The sequence below is a fragment of the Crocosphaera sp. genome (assembly GCF_030064895.1).
GTDB lineage: Bacteria > Cyanobacteriota > Cyanobacteriia > Cyanobacteriales > Microcystaceae > Crocosphaera.
Genome location: NZ_JASJEB010000002.1, coordinates 14,520 through 36,842, shown reverse-complemented (window position 1 = coordinate 36,842; position 22,323 = coordinate 14,520). Strand labels below are relative to the sequence as shown.

17 protein-coding genes are annotated in these 22,323 nt (G+C 36.5%); 15 read left to right on the top strand and 2 right to left on the bottom strand.

Going from position 1 to position 22,323, the window contains the following annotated elements; all coding sequences use genetic code 11:
- Positions 1–42 precede the first annotated feature (42 nt).
- Positions 43–1,125 (top strand): PIN/TRAM domain-containing protein, encoded by a 1,083-nt coding sequence (locus QNJ66_RS00760; protein WP_300502032.1) that lies wholly within the window; start codon positions 43–45, stop codon positions 1,123–1,125.
- Between the two features lie 375 nt (positions 1,126–1,500).
- On the opposite strand, the gene QNJ66_RS00755 is transcribed toward QNJ66_RS00760, so the two are convergent.
- On the bottom strand, positions 1,501–2,406 hold the full coding sequence (locus QNJ66_RS00755) for a DMT family transporter (RefSeq protein WP_300502210.1): 906 nt from the start codon (positions 2,404–2,406) through the stop codon (positions 1,501–1,503).
- A gap of 160 nt (positions 2,407–2,566) precedes the next feature.
- On the opposite strand from QNJ66_RS00755, the gene QNJ66_RS00750 reads away from it, so the two are divergent.
- Entirely contained in the window at positions 2,567–3,223 is a 657-nt protein-coding gene (locus QNJ66_RS00750) for a phosphoribosyltransferase (RefSeq protein WP_300502030.1), read from the top strand.
- Between the two features lie 37 nt (positions 3,224–3,260).
- On the opposite strand, the gene QNJ66_RS00745 is transcribed toward QNJ66_RS00750, so the two are convergent.
- On the bottom strand, positions 3,261–5,423 hold the full coding sequence (locus tag QNJ66_RS00745) for a hypothetical protein (protein WP_300502028.1): 2,163 nt from the start codon (positions 5,421–5,423) through the stop codon (positions 3,261–3,263).
- A gap of 356 nt (positions 5,424–5,779) precedes the next feature.
- Here QNJ66_RS00745 and QNJ66_RS00740 point away from each other — a divergent pair, with 356 nt between their 5' ends.
- The 13 genes from QNJ66_RS00740 to QNJ66_RS00680 all read left to right on the top strand — a co-directional run bounded on the left by QNJ66_RS00740 (position 5,780) and on the right by QNJ66_RS00680 (position 22,228).
- Positions 5,780–8,035 (top strand): polysaccharide biosynthesis tyrosine autokinase, encoded by a 2,256-nt coding sequence (locus tag QNJ66_RS00740; protein WP_300502027.1) that lies wholly within the window; start codon positions 5,780–5,782, stop codon positions 8,033–8,035.
- 37 nt (positions 8,036–8,072) lie between these two features.
- The gene (locus QNJ66_RS00735) at positions 8,073–9,437 is read left to right on the top strand and encodes an SLBB domain-containing protein (protein WP_300502025.1); all 1,365 of its coding nucleotides are present in this window, start codon (positions 8,073–8,075) and stop codon (positions 9,435–9,437) included.
- Between the two features lie 117 nt (positions 9,438–9,554).
- A complete protein-coding gene (locus QNJ66_RS00730; RefSeq protein ID WP_300502023.1) occupies positions 9,555–11,438 on the top strand; it encodes a nucleoside-diphosphate sugar epimerase/dehydratase in 1,884 nt (627 codons plus the stop codon).
- Positions 11,439–11,622: 184 nt separating this feature from the next.
- Positions 11,623–12,948 carry a nucleotide sugar dehydrogenase gene (locus QNJ66_RS00725; protein WP_300502022.1) on the top strand — a complete coding sequence of 442 codons (1,326 nt, stop codon included), beginning with the start codon at positions 11,623–11,625 and terminating at the stop codon, positions 12,946–12,948.
- Positions 12,945–13,889, top strand: coding sequence for a Gfo/Idh/MocA family oxidoreductase (locus QNJ66_RS00720; RefSeq protein WP_300502020.1), 945 nt, complete (start codon positions 12,945–12,947; stop codon positions 13,887–13,889). Before QNJ66_RS00725 ends, QNJ66_RS00720 begins: the two co-directional genes overlap by 4 nt.
- Entirely contained in the window at positions 13,882–14,466 is a 585-nt protein-coding gene (locus tag QNJ66_RS00715) for an acyltransferase (protein ID WP_300502018.1), read from the top strand. Before QNJ66_RS00720 ends, QNJ66_RS00715 begins: the two co-directional genes overlap by 8 nt.
- Positions 14,467–14,472: 6 nt before the next feature.
- Positions 14,473–14,763 (top strand): nucleotidyltransferase family protein, encoded by a 291-nt coding sequence (locus QNJ66_RS00710; protein WP_300502016.1) that lies wholly within the window; start codon positions 14,473–14,475, stop codon positions 14,761–14,763.
- Positions 14,756–15,121, top strand: a complete 366-nt coding sequence (locus QNJ66_RS00705) for a DUF86 domain-containing protein (RefSeq protein WP_300502014.1) — start codon at positions 14,756–14,758, stop codon at positions 15,119–15,121. The genes QNJ66_RS00710 and QNJ66_RS00705 overlap by 8 nt, the downstream gene beginning before the upstream one ends.
- A gap of 185 nt (positions 15,122–15,306) precedes the next feature.
- Positions 15,307–16,467 (top strand): DegT/DnrJ/EryC1/StrS family aminotransferase, encoded by a 1,161-nt coding sequence (locus QNJ66_RS00700; protein ID WP_300502012.1) that lies wholly within the window; start codon positions 15,307–15,309, stop codon positions 16,465–16,467.
- Positions 16,467–17,780, top strand: a complete 1,314-nt coding sequence (locus QNJ66_RS00695) for an oligosaccharide flippase family protein (protein WP_300502010.1) — start codon at positions 16,467–16,469, stop codon at positions 17,778–17,780. The genes QNJ66_RS00700 and QNJ66_RS00695 overlap by 1 nt, the downstream gene beginning before the upstream one ends.
- Positions 17,781–17,926: 146 nt before the next feature.
- Positions 17,927–19,237, top strand: a complete 1,311-nt coding sequence (locus QNJ66_RS00690) for a hypothetical protein (RefSeq protein ID WP_300502008.1) — start codon at positions 17,927–17,929, stop codon at positions 19,235–19,237.
- A complete protein-coding gene (locus tag QNJ66_RS00685; protein ID WP_300502006.1) occupies positions 19,237–20,385 on the top strand; it encodes a glycosyltransferase family 4 protein in 1,149 nt (382 codons plus the stop codon). Before QNJ66_RS00690 ends, QNJ66_RS00685 begins: the two co-directional genes overlap by 1 nt.
- Positions 20,386–20,959: 574 nt before the next feature.
- Complete coding sequence (locus QNJ66_RS00680; protein ID WP_300502004.1) at positions 20,960–22,228, top strand: glycosyltransferase family 4 protein; 1,269 nt, start codon at positions 20,960–20,962, stop codon at positions 22,226–22,228.
- Positions 22,229–22,323 lie beyond the last annotated feature (95 nt).

Sequence of the window (22,323 nt, the reverse complement as noted above, 5' to 3'; positions counted from 1 at the left end):
TTTTCTTCTCAACTAGCAAAATTATAGGTTAAAATCAAAACTATGATTGATGCCATTATTATTCTCATATTCATCATAGCAGCCGCTGGTGTAGGCTTCGATAGCGTTGATTTGCTTCCGATGGAAGTTCAACGACAGATATCCAATATTGACGCTTTAAGGTGGTTAGCAGCAGGGTTTACCTCAATTTTGGGGTTAGCCCTGGGTTTAGTTGCTCAAACCAGTTATCGGCGTTTAGAAACCCGTATCAGTAGCACCCCCATTGAAGTTATTTTGACACGGGCAGTAGGGTTAGTGATTGGTTTGTTGATCGCAAATCTCATGTTAGCCCCTATTTTTTTGCTGCCTATTCCCAAAGAATTGGCTTTTATTAAGCCCATGACCGCTATATTGGGTAGTGTCATGTTTTCCTTTATGGGAGTCAGTTTAGCCGATATTCATGGCCGCACTTTTTTGCGATTAATCAACCCTAATAGTATTGAAACTTTGTTAGTGGCTGAGGGAACTTTACAAGCAGCTTCCCCTAAAGTTGTTGATACTAGCTGTATCATTGATGGTCGTATTGAACAACTGCTGCATACCGGGTTTATCGAAGGACAAATTTTGATTCCCCAGTTTGTGCTACAAGAGTTACAACAGTTGGCCGATGGTAGCAACGATCAAAAAAGAGTAAGGGGACGAAGGGGTTTAGATATCTTAAATAGAATGCAGGAATCTTTCCCCAAACGTATTGTGATTCATTCTGCCGACTATGAAGATATCCCTACAGTTGATGCTAAATTAGTGCATTTAGCTCAAGAAATCAACGCAACTCTTTTAACCAATGATTATAACTTAAGTAAAGTCGCTAATCTACAAAAAGTAACCATTCTCAATGTTAATGATATTGCCCAAGCTATTCGTCCCATTTATTTACCTGGAGATACCATAGATTTAAAAATTCTCAAACTAGGGAAAGAACCAACTCAAGGGGTAGGTTATCTCGAAGATGGCACAATGGTAGTAGTTGAAGAAGGGAAAGAATACATTGGGGAAGAGTTAGCAGTTGTTGTAACTTCTGCCTTACAAACTTCTGCCGGTCGCATGATTTTTGCCAAACCCCAGTCAGTTATTGCATCCTCTTGACCAAACATTAAACATTGAACATTGAACATCTTTCATTTTGGTTTCAAGTCTCTCCGTTTAGGGAGAAAGAAGTTTGGGAGAGGTTTGAAGCCTACTTCCAAACGAATGATAAATGATAAATGTTAAATGATAAATGAAATGACCGAAAAGTTAGGAAACTTCTTGACGGGGCCAGCATCGCTTAAGGAAGTCAGAAGTAGTTTTTGAAACAGAGATTTATGCTCCGTTTCAAAAACTATGCCCCTTAAAAGGCTGGGTTTTGGACCCAACTATTTTCCATAAGGTAGAATCAGTTTTTTTAGCTTAATGTCATCCCTATTTTCCTAATTATTGAAGGTGCAGAATGTGAGTATATGGAAAAAATAAGAAAAATACTTATTCGACTTGAGAACTAATGACAGCAATAATAACACCAATTAAGATAATAACTGCTCCTATTAATACTAACATTGAAGGCATTTCCTGGAAGAGAATAAAGCCCAAAAAACTGGCACCAATGGGTTCAAATAGAATCCCTAAAGTAACTAAAGTAGGAGACAACCAACGCACTGACCAATTAATGCTAGTATGACCTATTAATTGGGAAAAAATCGCCATTAGAAGTACATAAAAATAAACATAATTAGGATAATTAGTATAACCATCACCAAAGATAAAAGGTAAGGGAAAAAGCAGCATGGCAGCCGTTGTATAAACAATGACACTGTAACTACTAATTTTTAAACCTTCTTGTTGTGATATCTTGCCAAAAATTAAATAGAAACTAACAAAAAAAGCTCCCATCAAAGCTAAAATATTGCCTAACATGGGTTGGCTATACAAATTGTTAATATCACTACCACCTAAAGCGATAAAAATTCCACCCAATAAAGCAATAATAATTCCTAAAATTGTTACTTTTTTTAGCTTTTCTTTAAACAAAAACCAAGATAAAAGAGCCACCCAAATCGGATTTGTGGTAACTAAAGTTGTGGAAGCAGCAATAGAAGTAAAGGATAAAGAAGTAATCCAACAAACAAAATGTAATGCTAAAGAAAAACCCGAACCAATAGCATAATAATAGGCCTTAATTGTTACTTTATGTTTAACAACATTTCGCCAAGCAGGAAGCAAAACTAAAGAAGCAATAATTAAACGAGAAGCTGCTAAAAAAAGACTAAACTCTAATCCTACTTTTCCCGAAGCTTGCAAAGCAAGACGGATAAAAATTGCTGTGGAAGAAACCGATAAAATACCAATAGTTAAAATAAGAATAACTTGCCATATTTGAGGCGATCGCATTGATGATAAACACCTATTTTTCAAAAAGTTGATATTTTGTAATATTTAGACGCATTATACTAGATAAAAATGTTATAATAGATGGAATGAATAAGTTTTTATCCTAATTAAACGCCACAAAAATTATTTAGGGAAAAACGTAGTATAGGAGAGAAATACCATGAATAGTCCTTTTAATAATCGTATACAAGCCGGACAACAATTAGCAGAAAAATTACAACCCTATCAAAATCAAGATAATACTGTAGTATTAGCCTTACCCAGAGGTGGGGTTCCCGTTGCTTATGGTATTGCTAAAAAATTGCATCTTCCCCTAGATATTTGTTTAGTGAGAAAATTAGGAATTCCTGAGCATCCAGAACTAGCAATGGGGGCGATCGCATTAGGAGGGGTAAAAATTCTTAATATAGATGTCATTGAATGGCGGAAAATATCACCTCAAATTATAGAAGAAGTTACCCAAAAAGAACAACTGGAATTACAGCGTCGAGAACAAGTTTATCGGGGTGAGCAACCCTTTCCCAAAATTTATAATCAGACAGTTATTTTAGTAGATGATGGTATTGCTACGGGAGCAACTATCAAAGCAGCGATCGCTATTATTAAAAAACAACAGGCCAAACATATTATTGTTGCTGTTCCCGTTGCACCTCCTTCTATTTGTCAAGAATTAAGTCATGAAGTAGATCAATTAATCTGTTTGAAAACTCCAGAAAATCTCCATTCTATTAGTTTTTGGTACGATGACTTTTCCCAAAGCACCGATGAAGAAGTGTGTAGTTTATTGTTTCTTTCAAGTCAATATTATTTGATCTGATATCCAACTTTTAATAAAAGAGTTCATAGAAAATTACCTAAAAAGGAAATCGTAAACCAACCCCAACCGCCGTACGATTTTGATTACGGACTCTTAGTTGTTGCCAAGAAGAGAAACCAACACGATTAGTGATATACAAATCTAGATGAGGATAGCCCAGTTGATTATCTGTAGAATAACCTAACAACTTGCCCGGATTCCAACGGACTGCAAAAGTCCAAGGAATAGAATCACGACGAAAAGCCCCACGAAACCCATTACCATTTTCCGTAAGATTAGCCCCTACTTCTCCCACTAAACTCCAATCCCCAATAACAGGAACTGATGTCCCGACATTAAAACCTGCCAACTCAATATCATTGTCACTTCTTTGCACATAACCAATAGTTGGAGTAAACCATAAAGCTAAACCTTGTTCAAACTGGTAATGTAAAGGAATAGAAACCGTAGCAATTAATAATTTTCCTGTTTCCAGACTATCCTCATCTGCTATCCAAGGCACACTTTTGGGTAAACCTCGCTCAAAAAACTCGTTACTATTATCGGTGAAGAAATTGATAAAAGGTTCATTGGTCATACCAACAGTGATCCCTACACTTCCCGTGAGCGGATCACCTTGCTCTTGATTTAATAATCTCAGTTTTGCACTTAATCCCTGTTCTGATTCATCTACTCGACCCCTAATATAATCGAGAAAAATCCCTAATTCTAGGTCTTTAAACAGACCATAACGAAAAGCAGAAAGAAATCCTTGACTACCCCCTTTGAGATCCAGAACAAAACGATTCATAGGAACAGTTCCCCCATCAAAAAAGTTCAGTCCATCCTCAGTTACAGGAGAATCAATCCCAAAATCCCCCGAAAAACTATCAGGATAACGCAGATTTCCCTCAAACCAATTAGGCATGAAAGTAACTTTAGTCCCAAAGGCCATTAACTCTCGATCTGCCGTTAATGATAGGGGTCCGACAGAACCTAGAGCATTGGAGCCAAAGATATCTACGGAAAGACGAGGATTAACCTTGTAACGTAGTCCCCCATTGTAAGCGATCGTTTTAGCTGTTCTTCCTGAGTCACGATTAATACTATTATTCCCCGTGGCAGGAACAAAGGCATCCCCCCAAATAGTTAATCTTGGATTGATAGTATAAGAAACACCTCCTGCTAAGCCAAAGGTAGTACCAAACGAACCTGGATTTTCAATAGGCGCACGATGTAAATGTACCGCATTACCTTGATTAAAAAACGCTACAGTGGGGGATAAAGTCAATTCCCAATTATCCAAAATAGCCGTAAAGGGGAATTGTAGAGCCGGTGTTACTTTACCCCCTTCTCCTTCAATAATTTCGCCTACTCGAGAAAATCGAAAACCTCTTTCTCCAGCCGAGATTGAGAAAACGCCGCTCCAAGAAAGGGTTTGATCATAATATTGCCAGAGTCTTTGCTTGACTTCCAGGGCAAAATCTGTATTGGCCTGAGATTTTCTACTAGCTTGAAACGGACCTTGACGACCTGGCCCACCACTATCTACAATCTGTGCTTCAAAGCTCAATTCTAACTCATCCGTAATCCCCCAACTGAAACCTAGATTGGGATAAGCTGCCGTTTCTTCACCAACTCCCGAACCCGACTCAGAAAAGAAACGATTAGTAAAATTAATGATTACATCTCCTGTACTTAAGTGTTTAGCTGTCGGTTGTCCTAAAAACATATTCATGGCCGAAACATTTGTGGATACCTCAGTTTCCGGGGGTTTATCTTCAGATATTTCTTCTATATCAGTTGTGCTAGAAAGCTCAGTTTCTGGGGGTTTATCTTCAGATATTTCTTCTATATCAGTTGTGCTAGAAAGCTCAGTTTCTGGGGGTTTATTTTCAGAGACTTCTTCTATGTCAGTTTTGCTAGTATTTTCTGTTATGATAGGCTGCTCATCATCAAGACAGCATGGGGTCAATAATTCAATCCTTTCCTCTCTAGAAAGTTTTTGGTCAAACCTACTTTTGGGGGGACTTTTTGGGGAACTAATAGGAGCAAGGGGTGGTAAGAGATGGGGTAACATTAACCCTTGATCATCTTTGGTATTTTGTGCGATCGCCATAGAGTCAAATGAGGCGAAAATCCCAATAATTGGAGCATAAAGAATTAATAACCTAATTAACATCGCCCGTTCATCCTCACGAATCATTTTTTTGAGCAACATAGTCTTATAGTATACTTAACTGTCATTAAACTGATTTAGGTAACTATGATAGCACCAGCCCAAAAAGGAAAGCCCAGGTGAGAGATGAAGCTCTTACACATAATCGATTTGAACTTTAGGTAATAAGAGCTTGTTCTTGCAAAAAACCCTAAACCTTGAACTATTTGGTTCTTTCGATAATCACCTTAAAACTAACTCTGACCGACTTCATTCAAACGTTGAACACTCAATGCTGATGGCTGAATGCTTACAAAAAGCCCGATCATTACGCTCTGTGTTAAAATTGCGAAGTCGTAGCTTATTTTCCCTAACTATTTAATTATCTCAAAATAAAAATTAGAGGTACACTATCAAAAATGAGTATAAGAAATACCATAAACTCTTTAAAAGCAAATGGGAATCAGCCGGAGCCACATCAAAATATTATTTCTTATGTAGCCAAAGAGGATGATCAAGAAATTTCTTTATCTTGGACACAAATGAAGTGTTGGTTCCGCCGTCGAGTTTGGTTAATAGGAAGCGTTTTTTTAGCAGTTAGTGGTAGTGCGATCGCCTATGCTTGGATTAAACCTCCTGTTTATGAAGAATCGTTTAAATTATTGATAGAAGTACCCTCGGAAACCCCAGCAATACCTGGACTAAATTCTGCAATAGCGAATCTTGGGGGACTTTCTGCACCAGATGAAAGCTATGTTTTAACACAAATACAAGTCCTTTATGGCTATCAGCTTGTTTCTACTGTCTTAGAGAGAATTCAAGAAAAGTATCCTCCAGAAACAGAAGAAGATATTATAAAATATGAAGATTTTGTAGAAGATTATTTAAGAATTAATAACCCCAAAGACACTAATATTATTCAAATTAGTTATAAAGATGAAGATCCAGAAAAAGTCAAGTTTGTTCTCAATGAATTAGCGGAAACTTATCTAGAACATTCTCAACAAGCTCCTCAAAATAAACAGACTCAAGGGTTAAAATTTGTTGAACAGCAATTACCAGAATTACAAGGTAGAGTATCTCAACTCGAAGGAGAATTAAAAAGATTTCGCCAAAGGCACAACATTGTTGATCCCGAATCTCAAAGTCGTCTGCTGACGAGTAATTTAACCAAACTCTTGGAAAAACAACAAGAAAATCAAGCTCAACTCTATCAAGCAAAAATTCGCTACGGGAATTTACAGCAACAATTAGGGATGGAGAAAAAACAGGCTCGTGTATTAGCTGCTTTGAGTGAATCTCCTCGTTACATGAGTTTATTGGAGAAATTACGGGAAATAGATACAAAACTGGCCACAGAAACCACTCGTTTTACGGGAGACAATCCCGCTATCAGAAAATTAAATCAAGAACGTCGTAATCTTCTACCTTTAATCGCAGAAGAAGCGAGGATAGTATTAGGTAATGTCCCCCAGGATATATCCACTGATGTAACGAGTCTTGCCTCTCCTAACACCATTCGCTTAGAAATTTTGGGTGAGTTGCTCAAAACCGAAACCATGATTCGAGAGCAACAAGTTAGACAAAGGGAGTTGATGAACACAGAAATGACAATGCGTCAAGAGATAGATAACTTAGCCGAGATTATTCGTGAATATGTTGATTTAAGCAGAAAATTAGAAATCGCTAATACCAACTTAACCCGTTATTTAGCCACCCAACAAGAACTTGAGTTAGAAGTAGCTAAAACTATCAATCCCTGGACTTTGGTATCAGAAATTAGAACCCCAGAAGAACCCATTTCTAGTCCCCTGAAAATGTCTATTCTGGGTGTATTTGCTGGTTTAATGTTAGGGGTTGGTGCTGGCCTCTTAGCAGATAAAATTATTGATAGTTTTCATTCTGCTGATGAGCTTAGAGAAGAAACAAGATTACCTTTATTGGGAACCATTCCTGCACTCAAATACGATCCGCGCAGTACAGAGAGAATGTTGTTGCACAATGATCCCAATTATTCGATGTTTCTGGAAGCATTTTCCTTTCTGCACACTAATATTTTTGTGACTAATGCTAACAAAAATTTCAAATCTCTAACAGTTAGTTCGGCAATACCAGGAGAAGGAAAGTCAGTAATTGCTGCTTATCTAGCGGAAACCGCAGCAAAAATTGGACAAAAAGTGCTATTAGTAGAGGGTGATCTTCGTAGACCTCAAGTACAAAATAATCAACATTTCAGGGTCTCTAGTGAATATAGTTTAGAAGATATTTTGAATAATCAAATCACTCCTGAACAAGCAATAGAAGTTTCTCCTTTAAACGAAAACCTTCATATTATCGGGGGAAATCCTCAATCTAAGAATGCCCCGGCCTTATTAAGATCAGAAAAATTTGCTCAATTAATGGAGCAATGGAAAGAAAAGTTTGATTTAGTAATTGTTGATTGCCCTCCTTTGGTGGGGCTTCCCGATGCTAAACTGGTGAGCCAAAATACAGATGGTTTATTATTAGTGGTACGCTTAGACAAAACCATGAAAGATGTGGTCAAAGAGGCTTTAGGAGAAATAAAATTAGCGCAATTGCCTTTGTTGGGTGTAGTTGCTAATGGGGCTAAACAATATACACTGAAAACTTATGGTTATTACAAACAATATCAGCAGTATTCTCACAAACTTTAAGCAATTAATTCGTTGATCACTATTTTTGATAAAAATTATGAAAAGGAAAAAAGGGATGATTTCGGCAATATCTCTGGTGTTGTTGCTGATGTTGTCCCCAAAATTACCAGCCCAAGTTACTCCTACCACCCCGACTTATACCTTACGTCCTGGCGATCGCCTAAAATTGGATGTACTGGATGTACCAGAATATAGTAGTGAATATCAAGTGGGAATCGATGGGACGCTCAACTTACCTGTGATTGGGATAGTGGATGTTCAAGGACTAACCATTGAAAAATTAGACAACTTGATTACTGGTCTTTATAGTCGTTATGTAGTAGAACCAGAAATTACCGTCAACATGATCGCCTATCGTCCCTTTACCATTGCGATCGCAGGGGAAGTGGTCAAACCTGGCTCCTATACCCTAGAACCTAGTAATAATCCCAATTCTCTGATTCAGCTACCTACTGTCAACGATATTATTCAACTGGCAGGAGGTATTACCCGTTCCGCTAGTGTGCGACAGGTTAAACTTCGTCGTTCTATTCGGGGAAAACAACAGTTATTTCACCTTAACTTATGGGAGCTTTTTACTTCGGGAGATTTAACTCAAAATCTTCTGCTGCAAGATGGAGACTCTATTATTATTCCTAGCACGGACGAAATTAGACCAGAAGAAGTGCGCCAGTTGGCCTCATCTAGTTTAACTGTTGATGTCAATAGACCTGTACGAGTCAATGTAGTGGGGCAAGTGCGTCGTCCAGGAACACACCTTCTTGGTCAACAAGCAGCTATCATCAACCGTACCATTGCCCTACCGACTCTCACCCAAGCTTTAGAAGAAGCAGGAGGGATTACGCCTTTAGCTGATATTCGTCGGGTGACACTGCGTCGTCAAACTCGCTCTGGACAAGAGAACATTCTCGAAGTTAATTTATGGGAACTCTTACAAGAAGGTAATGCCCAAAGCGATCTTATTTTGCAAGACGGAGATACTATCACCGTTGCTGAAGCAATCATCATTGATCCCAGTGAAACTCCCACCATCAGACGAGCCAGTTTTGCCCCCGAGAAAATTAGGGTTACCATAGCTGGAGAAGTACAAAATCCCGGCACTGTTGAAGTTTTACCAGAAAGCCCTCTCAATCAGGTTTTACTGTCCACAGGGGGGTTTGATAATCGTCGGGCTAACACTGTTTCAGTAGACCTGATCCGTCTTAATCCTAACGGTAGCGTCTCCAAACGAAATATTGAATTGGATTTTACTAAGGGGATTAATCCAGAGAGTAACCCCACTTTATCCGATGGAGATGCAATAATAGTGCGTCGCTCTGCTATAACCAGCTTTTCTGATGGTTTCAGCGAATTTCTCCGACCTCTTGGAAGTTTACTGCCTTTTGGTGTATTTTTCCGTTAATATTGTTGATCATTGTCCAAATTTTAACTTAGAAAAATTCATCAATTAGATAGACAAAGTACCCAAATTATGTTGTTATGAAAAGTATTTAACTGACACATTTAACACCGCCCGCTTATGAGTAAACATATATATCGGCTAGGTCAATTTTTTTTAGATGGTGCTGTTGCTTTTTTATCCTGTTATTTGGCTTATTTAATCCGCTTTGAGGGAGATGTAGCCCCCACCCATGAAAGTTTAGCCATCATACTTCCTGGGATTGCTATTATCGGTCGTCTTGGAACCCAGACAGTTTTTGGTTTATATCAACAAATTTGGCGTTTATTTGGATTAAAAGATGGTATAAGACTGTTGTATTCGGTAACAGTTTATTCAGTCTCTATTTTTATCATCACTCGCCTTATTATTCCTCAAATTTATCTTTCTTTTGTTGGCATACCTTTGGGTGTTGCCGTGATTGATTGGAGTCTTTGTTTATTGGCAATGGCCGGTTTAAGACTTGCTAGGCGATGGTACAAACAAAAATTGACAGTCAGTCCTTATCAAAGTTCCAGCAAAAAACGTCGGGTTCTGGTGATTGGTGCTGGATATTCTGGTTCTAAAATTGTCCAGGAAATACAACTAAACCCTTATTCTCCGTTAACTGTGATGGGATTTCTCGATGACGATAGCAGCAAAATTGGCAGAAAAATTGAAGGAATTAAGGTTTTAGGCAAGATTTCTGAGATTAACAAGTTAGCCGAAGCTTACCAGATTGAAGAAGTTATTGTTGCCATGCCTTCTGCCAGCAATGAGAAGATTTGTAATATCGTTGAAGCTACCCAAGGAATGCCTTTTAAACTAAAAGTGCTACCTGGAAGACCAGAGATATTAACGGATACACCGTTCACTAATCAAGTAAGAGACATTCAAATCCAAGATATTCTAGGAAGACCGGAGGTTATTCTCGATTTTAGGGAAGAATTTAACGGTCAATTTCCCTCTGCTTACGAACAGGTTTTTGAAAGTCGTGTTTTAGTCACAGGAGCAGGAGGAACTATTGGCTCCGAGATTTGCCGTCAACTGGCTCGATTAAAGCCCAAAACCCTACTACTGTTGGGAAGGGGTGAAAATAGTATTTTTAAAATTAAACAGGAGTTAGGTCGTCTTTTTCCTGAGTTGGACACGGTAACAATTATTGCCGATATTCGCCATAAACAACGGATGGATACAGTTTTTAGAATCTGGCAACCAGAATTAGTTTTTCATGCCGCCGCTCATAAGCACGTTCCTTTGATGCAGGAAAATCCCACCGAATCCCTGGAAAACAATGTGTTTGGCACGGGTAATCTAGCACAATTAGCGGCTGAATACGGTGTTAAAACGTTTGTGATGATTTCCACAGATAAAGCAGTGAATTCCACAAATTTTATGGGATTGAGCAAACGTTTAGCCGAGTTAACGGTTAAATCTCTATCAGTTAAAAGTGAAACTCGCTTTTTGATTGTGCGCTTTGGTAATGTCTTAGGTAGTCGTGGTAGTGTAGTCCCTATTTTTAAAGAGCAAATCGCCAGAGGTGGTCCGTTGACAGTGACACATCGAGATATGACTCGTTACTTTATGACCACACCTGAAGCTTCTCAATTGGTTATTCAGAGTTTAGCGGTGGGTAAATCAGGACAGATTTTAATTTTAGACATGGGGGAACCAGTAAAAATCTACGATTTAGCACAACGGATGATTGAATTAGCTGGTTTTATTCCTGAGAAAGATATTCCTATTAAGATTGTTGGTTGTCGTCCAGGGGAAAAACTCCATGAATCATTGGTTAATGATAGTGAAAAAGCCTTTGACACCGAGCATCCTAAGATTATGGGGGTTTCTGAAGCTATGCCATCGTCTGATGCTTGGCAGGAGATAAAAGAGGAACTTGCACAAGCTATTGACAATAACCTGTCCAGTGAGGAATTATGGAAAAGGGCGATTAGTTGTCAAAAAAGAGGTTATAAAATAAAGAGCTAGACTTTAAAATTAATAATTAAAAATTGTTGATTTCAGACCATTTTTAGTCGATATTTTTAACCATTCACGACCCTTGATTTAGTAATATTTGGTATTTTTTATTCCTTAACCTAACTTTTAAAGTTTATCTTTGTTACCCTATTAGCTTTCATAAAATCAAACAAAACTTAATCAATAAAATTTCATGAACTCTAATCAATATCATTTAACCCTTAAAGAAAAAATAACTAAACACACGGCGGTAGTTGGTGTGATTGGATTGGGATATGTGGGCTTACCTTTTGCCGTAGAAAAAGCAAAAGTTGGCTTTCAGGTAATAGGAATTGAACGTAATCCTTTGCGAGTTGCTGATGTTAACCAAGGAAAAAATTATATTAGTGATGTAAAAGATGATGAGTTAAAAGAAGTTGTTAGCCAAGGTTATCTTAAAGCTACTGAAAGTTTTAATGTGGTTCCAGAAATGGATGTTATTGTTATTTGTGTTCCCACTCCTTTAACCAAAAATCTTGTACCAAATTTGACTTATGTTGAAAGTGTGACCACAGAAATCGCCAAAAAATTGAGGCCAGGTCAATTAATTACCCTGGAATCAACTACCTATCCAGGCACTACCGATGAGGTAATGAAACCAATTTTAGAGGGAAAAAGTGAACTGCAACAAGGACAAGAATTCTTTTTAGCTCATTCTCCTGAAAGGGTCGATCCTGGTAATAAAAGATACACGACAAAAAACACTTGTAAAGTGGTCGGTGCTTCTGATAGTAATTCCCTAGAAGTTGCTGATTTATTTTACCAACAAACTATTGATAAAGTGGTAACAGTTAGCAGTGCTAAAGCTGCCGAGTTAGTGAAGGTTTTTGAGAATACTTTTCGCGCCGTTAATATTGCTTTAGTGAATGAATTGGCTTTATTATGCGATCGCCTGGATCTCAATGTTTGGGAAGTGTTAGACGCAGCCAATACTAAGCCTTTTGGCATCATGCCTTTTTATCCGGGTCCAGGAGTAGGTGGCCATTGTATACCGCTAGATCCTCACTATTTAGAGTGGAAAGCCAAAGAATTTAACTTCCAAACTCGTTTTATTCGTCTAGCAGGGGAACTTAACCGCAAAATGCCGGAATTTGTACAGGAAAAAGCTTGGCGAACCCTGAATAATTTAGGTATTGCGCCCTCTCGTTCTCACATTCTAATATTGGGGGTATCTTACAAAAAAGACTTGGCTGACTGTCGAGAGTCTCCTGCTCTAGAAGTGATGAAACTATTACTGGCCGATGGAGTCAAGATCACTTATCACGACCCTTATATTCCAGAAATTTCCCTAGAAGGGCAAATATATAAATCAGCCAATCTAGATGATAATCTAATCAAAAATGCTGACTTAGTAATCATTACCACTGACCACAGTAACATTGACTATGTTGGTCTGGTTGAGAAAGCTAAGGCTGTTTTAGATACACGAGGCGTAACTCGTAAACTAAACTTTAATCAAGAAAAGGTCACATTACTATGAGCCAGGTAATTGTTGTTGGTGCTGGTAACTGGGGTAAAAATCTAATCCGTAATTTTTATGAGTTGGGTTCCCTAGCTGCTGTTGTCGAACTCAATGATGAGTTACGTTCTAAGGTGGAAACAGATTATCCTAATCTCACCACTTATAAAGACTATCAAGAAGCTTTAAACACAGATGTTTCTGCTTTTGTCTTGGCTACTCCTGCCCCCACCCACTACCCTTTAGCCAAAGCTGCTCTCGAAGCAGGTAAAGATGTTTTTGTGGAAAAACCCATGACCTTGAAGGTTTCTGATGCACGTCAGTTAGCTGAGTATGCTCATAGTCAGTCCCGTATTTTAATGGTAGGTCATTTACTCTTGTATCAACCTGCTGTTGATTGGATGGCCAATTATTTAAAGACAGGAAAAGCAGGAAAAGTTTTTCATGTGTCTACTCAACGGGCTAAACTAGGTCGGGTTCGTCGGGAAGAGAATGTTTGGTGGTCTTTTGCGCCCCATGATGTTTCCGTGGTTTTAGCCTTATTAGGCAACCCCACAGTAGAAGAGGTGAAAGCCAGAGGTCATGCTATGCTGCAAACCGACATTGAAGATAACGTCCATGTTGATCTTCGTTTTGTTGGAGGACAAACAGCACACCTTCATTCTTCTTGGTATTGGCCGTTACTGGAACGGAGAACAATCGTTATGGCCGAAAAACAAATGTTAGTTTATGATGAGGTTTCCCAAAAAGTAACGATTTATAACAAAGGGGTTGACAAAAACCTAGCTAATCGAGACGAGGGCAGTGAAGAGGTGATGGTAGCCAATGAAGCTCCTTTGCGCATAGAATGTCAACACTTCTTAGATTGTATCAAAAACCGTCAAACCCCTCGTTCTGATGGTTGGAATGGGGTGACCGTGGTAGACATTTTAGAAAAAGCGGAGAAAGCACTCAATGACTGATTTTTTTATACATGAATCATCTTACGTTGACGAAGGGGCCGAGATTGGGGAGGGTACTAAAATTTGGCATTTTTCCCACATTATGGGTAAGGCTAAAATTGGCAAAAAATGCAATTTTGGGCAGAATGTTCTCGTCTCTAATAATGTTATTGTGGGGGACTTTTGTAAGATTCAGAATAATGTTTCTTTGTACGAAGGAGTCATTCTCGAAGATTATGTTTTTTGTGGACCGAGTATGGTTTTTACTAACATCAAAACCCCCCGTTGTGAGTTCCCTCGCAATACCAGTGCTGACTATCAAAAAACCTTAATTAAACGGGGGGCGAGTATCGGTGCTAATGCCACCATTGTTTGCGGTATTACCCTCCATGAAAGGGCTTTTGTGGCAGCAGGAGCAGTGGTTACAAAAGATGTGCCAGCTTATGCTATGGTGGCTGGAGTTCCTGCTAAAATTATTGGTTGGATGAGTGCTTATGGAGATGTATTGGACTTCGATAATGATGGTTATGCAGTTGATTCTACGGAGACCAAATACCAAAAAATTTCTGATAATAAAGTTATCGAAGTTGAAGATTAGGAACCGATGAAAAAACAACAAGCTCTTGATATCCTTGCCCAAAATAAAGCTCTACTTCAGGAAAAATATGGGGTTACAAAAATTGCTCTATTTGGATCCACTGCTAGAGATACTGCGACCCAAACAAGCGACATTGATATATTAATTAGTTTTGACGAAAAAGCCAATTCCAAAAAATACTTTGGTGTATTGTTTTATCTTGAAGATATCTTCAAATGTCCTATTGATCTGATTACAGAAAACGCTCTACGTCCTGAACTACAACCCTATGTAGACCTAGAAAAAATCTATGTCTAGTAATACGCCAAGAAGAGAATGGCGATTTTACGTCGATGACATGATCCTTTTCGCAGAAAAAGTTCAGCGATATACCCAAAACTTTGACCAGAAATCCTTTATCAATAGCGAACCTTACTATGATGCAACTCTCAGAAATCTAGAACTCATAGGCGAAGCTGCAACCAACATTCCCCAAGAGATTAAAACAAATCATCCTGAAATTCCTTGGCGACAAATTATTGCTACCCGTAACCGAATTATTCATGGCTATCTTGGTATTGATAATGAGATTATCTGGAGCATTATCACCGAAGACATTCCCTCATTAATTACGGATCTCAAAAACCTAAAAGACTCATCAAAGTACCCCAACTGACTAGCAAAGTAAGAGCATATATTAAATACGTGATTTTTTTCAATAATTGAATCTGAAGAGATCGCCAGACAAACTATTTCTAAAATATATCTCTCAAAAATTTGTTGACAAGATTAACCCTACCTAGTAGCATTAGATGTCAATGAACCAATTTTTTACTTATTATCACAATAATAGGTGTTGAAATGAGCCAGCTTAAAATCCCCATCCTTAATTTAAAACCGCAGTATCAAAGCATCTCTGAAGAAATCAAAGAAGCTATTAATCGCGTCGTAGAATCAACCCAATTTATCATGGGTCCAGATGTCAAACTTTTTGAGCAGGAAATAACAGAATATCTGGGGGTTAAACACGCGATCGGAGTGAATTCTGGAACTGATGCTTTAGTGATAGGATTAAGAGCATTAGGCATAGGAGAAGGGGACGAGGTTATTACCACTCCCTTTTCTTTTTTTGCTACAGCAGAGTCTATTAGCAATGTGGGAGCAACCCCAGTATTCGTGGATATCGATGCCAATAATTTTAATATTGAACCTACAAAAATTAAGGAGAAGATTACCCCGAAAACTAAGGGAATTATGCCAGTTCATCTCTATGGTTGTCCAGCTATGATGGGACAAATCATGGACATTGCCAAAGAGTATGGTTTGAAAGTTATTGAAGACTGCGCTCAGTCATTTGGGGCGCGTTATTATGGGAATTGTTCTGCTTGTGATAGTCAATGCAAACAAGAAACACTTTCCACTATCAGTGGTAAAGCTACTGGTACTATTGGTGATGTGGGAGCCTATTCTTTCTTTCCTTCTAAAAATTTAGGAGGGTATGGAGATGGCGGTATGATTGTTACCAATGACGATCAAGTAGCAGAAAACGCTCGAATGTTACGGGTACATGGTGCTAAGAAAAAATACCACAATGAGGTATTAGGATATAATTCCCGTTTAGATACCATTCAAGCTGCCATTTTAAGGGTTAAATTAAAGTATATTGATCAGTGGAATGAGGGAAGACGAAGAGTAGCTAAAACTTATAATCAGCTATTAGCTGATGTTCCTGAGATAATCACTCCTGAAATAGCTGATGGTCATGTATTTCATCAATACACAATCCGCATTACTAATGGCAAACGAGATCAAGTTAAAGCCTATTTAGCAGAACAAGGTATTGGTAGTATGATTTATTATCCCGTTCCTCAAGATAAATTACCTGTTTATAATGGTAAATATCCTATTCATTCAGTTAGTGATTTATTGGGTGAACAGGTATTAAGTTTACCAATTTGGCCCGAGTTAGAACAAAATAGTCAAAGCAAGGTTATTGAAGTTCTTAAGCAAGCTATAAAGTAATGAAACTGAAACAACGAATTAATCAATGGTTTGTTCAAGGTAGTTTTGTAAGAAATGTCCTGACTTTAATGACAGGAACAACCCTGGCTTACGGTGTAACAGCTATTGCTGAACCATTTATTGCTCGTATTTATACACCCGACGCTTATGGAATATTTGCTGTTTATTTGAGTATTGTTAGTATCTTATCTATTGCTGTATGTTGGCGTTATGAACTGGCAATTGTTTTACCAGAAACAGAGGAGGATGCTATTAATGTTTTGATTCTCTCACTAGGTTTAGCCTTAATTACAAGTTTAATATTTGCTCTAATATTTTTCCTATTCTCTCAACCATTGAGTAAGTTATTGGGCATCAATAACTTATCTGTTCTAATTGTGATTATACCCATTAGCATCTTTATTACAGGATTTTATCAATGTATAAGTTATTGGCTAACAAAAACAAAAGACTTTAAAACTCTGTCATTTTTCAAGTTTATTAAGGTATTTTTACTAATATTATTACAAATAATATTAGGTTTTTTTTATAATGATAATAACTTAGGATTAATAATTGCCTATACTTTATCGTTAGGCTTAGCTAGTTTGTTTCTGGGAATCAGGGTATATAATAAAATAAAATTTAAAATAGTTAGGTGTTTATCTTATCAGAGAATGTTTAGGCTGATGAATCAGTATAGGAAGTACCCGATTTATTCAATCTTACCTTCGTTTTTAAACACATCAACACTGCGAATGCCAGTTTTTTTTCTATCTACTTTCTTTACAGCTTCTGTAGCTGGACAATATTCATTAAGTATGCGTTTATTGTTGTTACCAAGTGCTTTAGTAATTGCTGAGATATCGAAAGTAAATCACCAAAAATTTGTCGAAGATAAATACAATAAAAGGCTAAGTAATAGCATGATCAAGGCATTTTGGCTTTTATTTGGCATTTCAATTTCTGGTGGAATTTTAATATTTATTTTTGCCTCTTTCATCTTTACCAGTTTATTTGGTTCACAATGGGAAACAGCCGCAATATACACTAAAGTTTTAGCTCCTTCTCTTATTTTGAGAATGATTGTTTCCCCTTTAAGTATAGTTTTTGGAATCATGGATAGACAGGAGGTAGCGGCCGGTTGGCAGATAGCATCAAATATTACAACTATCGCCTTTTTGGGATTGAGTCTTCAGTTCAATGATCCTTTAATTAGTTTATATTTACTGTGTCTAAATGATCTAATAATGTACACCATCTATTTACTTTTAATTTTTCGCATTTCTCATGTAAAACTTTCTAAGTTGTTTTCTTTAAATTTTTTAATCTAATAGATGCTTTGACTGTTTGTAAAATGTGGTTTTGTTGGAAAATAAAAAAAATGACGGTATAAGAATAAATTATCTAATGACAATTTAATTTTACTAAACAATATTTATAGTACACAATTATGAATTTTTTTTCACCTAATAACCTTATGAGTTTTAATGATATAAATTATTTGGCATGTCTAATTACATCATCTTTATTACTATCAATATTTATATTTAGGAAATATCTATTTCTCAAACCAAGTTTAATAGTTATTGTTTTGTTTCATATTCTAATTCAGTGGTCTGCAGCAGTTAATTCAGAATACATAAAAAGTTATCTTCCTTTTCACTGGGATTTTTTTATTATAGTACATGGATTTCCCTTGATCGGAATTTATTTATCCTGTTTTATTGTTTCTAATAAGCAATCAAAAAAGATTTGGGAACGTTTGCTCTATATAGGTCAAACAATAGATTCTAAACAGATTAAACTACAAAAAAAATCTCTAATAATTTTGTTGATATTAACTGTTTTAATAACTCTTGTTTATTTATCTTATGTCCCCCTATCACAAACAGGTTTGTACAGTATATTGACTGATCCACTTAATTCTTCATCAGCGAGAGAAGAATCCTTCAAACTTATTAATAACAAGATTCTAAGATACGCATACTCTTTTATGCGTGAAAGCTTTGGTCCTTTGTTAGTTGTTTTGTGTACATTACAAATAAATTTAGCTTTAAGCCAAAAAAAAATTTTACTAGCTTTCTATTTTTCTTTTATTCTCATTATGACTTCAGTAGTTATAAGTCTAGCAGGCTCAAGGGCTACTTTAGGAGAAATTATCCTTGCTATTATATTAGCGAATATGTTGAATAATATTAGAAAAATCAATCCGCTGCTTGTTCTTATTGGTTTTGTATTAGTAACGGTTCCTATTGTTTTATTATCATTGTTACGAGAAGGTAGAGCATTGACTTTTGAAAATTTTTGGCTGATGTTATCCATAGGAATTTTCGGTAGAATTTTTTTGACCCCACTAAAGACAGGTATATGGTACGCTCATTATGCACAAACTCAAGGGTTTTGGGGAATCGTAGGAATTAGCAAAATAGCTTCTTTTTTGGGGTTAGAAGGTGTTAATATACCTAATTATATTGGTTTAAATTATATGAATGTATCCATTGACAGTGTGAGTGCAAACACTAGCTTTGTTTTTGCCTACTATAGTTATTTTGGATTAATAGGTTTACTGTTATGCTTAATTTTTCTATTATGTCTAGACTATGGACTTATTGTAGTAAGTCAGTTATCTGATGGACTATTAATACCTTGTATATCTGTACTGGCAATCAATTGTCTAGGTTTTATATCTAGTGATTATACAACTGTTTTGTTAACTGGTGGTTTTCTGGTTACATTGTTAACTGTAACAATTCTAGATAAAATTGTAACTAATTTAAGGATTAAATAATGAAAAGCAACACAAAACCAAGCATTAAAAAAACTTTTAAAATTGTTCATGTCACATCAGTGCATACCTATAAAGATACTCGAATTTTACTGAAAGAATGTTCTAGCTTAGCATCCAATAACTATAAAACTTATTTGGTTGCTCCTAATGCTCCTTTAGAAGGGTGTACAATTAATAAAGTTAATGTTATTCGGGGAATCAAGGATATTCATAAAAACCGTGTTGAAAGAGTTACTAAAAGTCTTTATCAAACTTATGAAACGGCCAACGATCTGGATGCGGATTTATATCACTTTCATGATCCCGAATTAATACCCGTAGGTTTAAGCCTCAAGAATAAGGGGAAAAAAGTAATATATGATGTCCATGAAGATTTGCCCCGTCAAACCCTGAGCAAAGATTATATTCCTCAAGGAATTAGAAAAATTACCGCATTTGGCTTAGAAAAAATTGAAAATTTTGCCGTTAAATATTTTGATGCTCTGGTAACAGCGACACCTCATATTAGAAATCGTTTTCTCAATCTAGGTTGTCATGCTGTTGACATTAATAATTACCCAATTATATCGGAGTTACATATTCCTAATTTAGACTGGCAAGAAAAAGAAAAGGCTGTTTGTTATGTAGGTGGCATTACAGAAATTAGAGGCATTTTTACTATGATTGAAGCTATGTCTCAGATTGACGGCACGTTATTATTAGGAGGAAATTTTGCTAATTCTCAGGAACAAGAGCAAGCTAAGAAAATGAAAGGTTGGGCAAAGGTTCAAAAATTAGGATATTTGAATCGAATGCAAGTTAGTCAAACATTAGCAAAATCAATGGCTGGTTTAGTCGTTTTACATCCTACAATGAACTATTTAGATTCACTACCTGTCAAAATGTTTGAATATATGTCAGCAGGTTTACCTGTAATTGCTTCTAATTTTCCCCTCTGGAAAGAAATAATTGAAGGAAATAATTGTGGAATTTGTGTTGATCCTCTAGATACCAAAGAGATTTCTCAAGCTATTCAATGGATATTTGAACATCCACAGGAAGCTCAAACAATGGGAAAAAATGCTCGTCGAGCGGTAGAAAACAAATACAATTGGGAAAACGAAGCTAAAAAACTGTTATCTTTATATGAAAGATTTTTAAAATCATAATCAATTGGAGATTACTAATTTATTTTCTGAAAGTTAATCAAATGAAAATTTTAACCATTTTCGGAGCAAGACCTCTAATACTTTTATCATTATTCACCATCAATCAAACTACACAAAGAAATCAAGAATATATGGACATAATTACTCTTTTATGAAATAATAAATCTAGTTTCTCTTGAACCAATCTTAGCCTAATTAATACCTCTGATAACTTGCAAAGTTTTGAAGGTTTATGTTAGTTTTATGCGGATTTTAGATATGGACACTTAATATAGATATGAAAATATTGCTAGTACAAAAATACGAGCCAACCTGCCATGATAATACCTAAAGTAAACGAGCCATGAGAATAGGAAATTCCTAAGATAAGTTTGGAACTTTGGCTATTTTTCTGAGTCACATCATAGAGATGGCGAAAGAATAGAGGGTCTCACCAATCTGCAATTCTTTGACCCCTTGACAATCAAGTCAATTGCAACTAGGCTGTTTGATGCTAAATGAACTGACACTAAGGATTGCAGTATTACCGAGTTTTATATTTAGCAATTAAATGTTTACGATTCATTAATTATCTATGAAAATTTGGGTTATCAAAATAGGGGAACCTGCACCAAACGATGCAGACGATACAAGACTTTACCGAACTGGAATGCTTGCGCAAATGCTAGCTGAACAAAATCATACAGTGACTTGGTGGACATCGACTGTTAATCACTACCAAAAAGAGCAGAGGTTTCATGAAAATACAACAGTTAAAATCAATGAAAATCTAGACATTGTTTATCTTCATTCCCTACTTTATAAAAAAAATATTAGTATTAGTAGAATTATCAATCACATAGGTACAGCTCATCAGTTTGAAAAACTGAGTAAAACCAGAGAAAATCCTGATATCATTCTTTGTTGCTTACCGATTTTAGAACTATGTGAAGCAGCAATTAGATATGGAAAAGAACATAACGTTCCTGTTGTTATTGATGTTAGAGATTTATGGCCTGACATTTTTCTAGAATTCGGAAAATCTTGGTCAAAACCCTTGCTAAATCTGCTGTTGACTCCTATGTTTAACACTGTTCGCTCAATTTGCACTCAAGCAACGGGCATTACAGGGGTTACTCCGGAAGTTGTTGATTGGGCATTAGAATATGCAAATCGCTCTAAGTCGGAGTGGGATCAGGATTTTCCCCTAGCATATGCTCCTGAAATACCAACACAAGACCTCATTTCTCAATCAATTGATAAATGGAAAAGTCTGGGTATTTGTCAGACTAACAATAAGTTTATCGCTTGTTTTTGTGGGACAATGGGTAAACACTCGGAACTTGAAACTCTCATTGAGGCGGCATACCGTTTAAAGCAGACAAATCGCGAATTTCAATTTGTTTTCTGTGGCTCTGGGGATCGCTATGATTATTATCGAAGCTTAGCTAAAGATTGCGATAGTATTATTTTTCCAGGTTGGGTGGGAAAAGTTGACCTATTTACATTAATGAAAATGAGTTCGGTTGGTTTAGCCTCTTATGCCAGCACATATATCCATTCCAAAATTTTGACTAATAAACCTATTGAGTATATGTCATGTCATTTGCCTATTGTCTCTAGCCTTGATGGAAAATTAAAAAGCTTTTTGTCAGAAAACCAATGCGGCATAACCCATCCCAATAGAGATGTTGATAGCCTAGTGAATATCTTAATAGAACTATATGAAAATCCTCAAAAATTACAAGTGTTATCAACAAATGCCAAAATAACACATGAAAAAAACTTCTGTCCCGACAAGGTATATGGGGCAATGATAAAATATTTAGAATCTCTTGATAATTCTGTTAAACAGTGTTTGTAACATGGTTTTAATTGATTTTGCTTATGTTTGACCCATTGTTACTTACAATGGATTTTATCAGCACGTCTGTTATTGTTTATTTTGTTGTATTGCAT